General features: G+C 66.0%; 2 protein-coding genes. Both read right to left on the bottom strand.

Annotated features, from left to right (window positions below):
- The coding region (locus VMD50_RS02910; RefSeq protein WP_325424687.1) for a TonB-dependent receptor plug domain-containing protein at positions 1 to 954 on the bottom strand (954 nt) is incomplete at its 3' end.
- Positions 955 to 1,397: 443 nt separating this feature from the next.
- Positions 1,398 to 2,305, bottom strand: a 908-nt coding sequence (locus VMD50_RS02905) for an FG-GAP repeat domain-containing protein (RefSeq protein ID WP_325424685.1), incomplete at its 5' end; no start/stop codon positions are given.

Below are 2,305 nucleotides of genomic sequence, written 5' to 3'. Positions count from 1 at the left end.
GTTGAACCACGGGGTGATGCTGTCCTGCGGCGGGATGATGCGCGGCCGGTCCGCCTTGATGTCGCCATTCTCAAAATTGATCTTGATGCTGGTGTGGAAGGAGGGGTTGCGGAAAAGCTGCGGGTCGAAACGAATCGCGGTGGTGTAGCGCTTGTCCTTTTGCCAGGCCTGCTTCTGCTCGTATTTGTGGTCGTCCCACAGACCGTCGACGCGGATCGCCAGCACGTCCGGCAGAAGATTTACATTCAGATCAATGCTGTCGCGCACGGTGCCGTAGGAGCCGACGCGGTTTTCCACGCTCCCCATGTCGCGGTATTCGGCGCTGCGGGTGGAGGCGTTGACGATGCCGGCCGGGCTGCCGAGGCCGAAGAGGAACGAGTTGGGCCCGCGCAAGATGTCGATGCGGTCGACGTTGTAGGAGTCCCACGGGATGTCCGTGACGAAGAAATCGCGGGTGAGGTCGGCCGCAGCCAGGCCGCGCACGCGCTGGGCGCCGGCGGGGGCGCGCAGGGTGGACGACTCATCGACGCTGGTGCCGTTGCCCAGGCCGGCGTAGGTGCCGCGGGTGCCCGCCACCTCCGCGTCGGTCGTGTACTGGAGCAGCGTGCCGTTGTCGGTCGCGCCGATGTCGTCGAGAAACTCCTTGGTCAGCACGCTGATCGAGGCGCCGACGTCCTTCAAATCCGTGCGAATGCGCGTGCCGGCGAGGGTGTCGTACGCCTGGTAGCCGACGTTGCGCGACGTGCTCACCTCGAAAGGATTCAGGCGGACGATTTCCTCGCCGCTCGGGTTCGCCGGGCTCGTAGTGGCTGCAGTCGTCGTGGGGGAGGCCTGGGTGGCCGCGCTCGGCGCGGTCTGGGCTTGCGCCCAGGATACGGTGGCCAAACCAATCGCCGCCAAAGCAGCGACGCGCAAAGCGGGCAGCGGGCCCGCGCACTTGAGGACGGTGTTCATACGTGTTAGGGGTCTGAATTTGGCGACACACAGAGGCGGCGCCGAAAGCTACGGTGAATGGCTAATGGGGTATGCCAAAACGCTATAAAGCTACGATGAACATCATATCCTATGTCGTTCAAAAACAAGTTCGTTCTAACAGTAGACCAAGCGACACCTGAATTGCGCCCGACTGCGCCCAGGTCTGTCGCCTCTGATTTGGGCGCAGCCATTTGGTCGTGCGCATCGTCCCGGGCGGCACCGCGGCCGAGTCCTTCGGACTGGGAGCGCAGTTCCCTCGCCCCCCATGCCCTTCGCCGGCGTGGTCGTCGCGAATGGAGGGAGCCGACGTTTTTCTGCCCGCGCCGTCCGGCGGGGGATCTCCGCCCGTCACCGCCCCGACCCGCGGGTGGTTGTGGTGGACCTTGGTGCTGGTGCCAGCGCCACGGTCTGCCCGCGCCCGCTCACTTCCGGCGCCACAGGGTGACGCTGCTCATATGTTCGTACGGCGGGAGCAGGTGGAAGCCGCCGGTCACGATCACCGGCACGCCGTTGCCGTCGAGATCGCCCACCGCGGCCGTGATGAGTTGAATTGGCCGGTGGGCGAGGACCACCGGCGTGAAATCGCCGTGGCCGTCGTTCAGCCAGGCCATCATCGAGACCGCGTGGGGATCGCTCCAGTCGGCGTAGCAGCTGACCGCCAGCAGGTCGATCGTGCCGTCGCCGTTCAGGTCCGCCGCACAGGGCGAAAACGCCCCCGGCAGGTCGCCCACGCGGTGGAAAAGGAACTGGCCGTGGCCGCGGTTTTCCAGCCACTGGATGCCATGCCACGGCCGCGAGCCGGGCACGGCGTAATCGAACCCGTCGCCGTTGGTGTAGATGAGGTCGGGTCTCCCGTCCTGGTTCACGTCGGCCACGGCGAGCCCGCTGCTCCCATAATCCTCGTTGGTCGAGCCCCAGAGGATGGCGTCCTTGAACTGTCCGTGGCCGAGGTTGTGGAACCAGTGCACCTCCTCCCACTCCTGCGAGATCAGCGCGGCGAAATCCGGGGCCCCGTCGCCGTCGAAGTCCGCCACCGGCGTGTGGATGCACCCCGACTGCGTGTTCACGATGTGGCTCTCGAACCGCCAGCCGCCCTGGTTTTCCATCCAGCGGGTCTCGCCCTGATCGTAGCCGAACTGGCCGACGACCAGATCGAGGCGGCCGTCGGTGTGGCCGGCGAGGTTGGCGGCCCGGACGTCCGTCACCCGGGCCACGTGATCGATCAGGACGTGTTTCCGGAAATGCCGGTTGTCGAGGTTCTCCAGCACGACCACCGCCCCGATCCGGTCGTTGTTCGGCGTGATCTGCCCCATGCTGGCCACGAGCACGT

Origin of the sequence: Mycobacterium sp., from assembly GCF_035506235.1 — a bacterium.
In the GTDB taxonomy this organism is placed as follows: domain Bacteria; phylum Actinomycetota; class Actinomycetes; order Mycobacteriales; family Mycobacteriaceae; genus Mycobacterium.
This window is presented reverse-complemented; position numbering and strand designations above follow the sequence as displayed.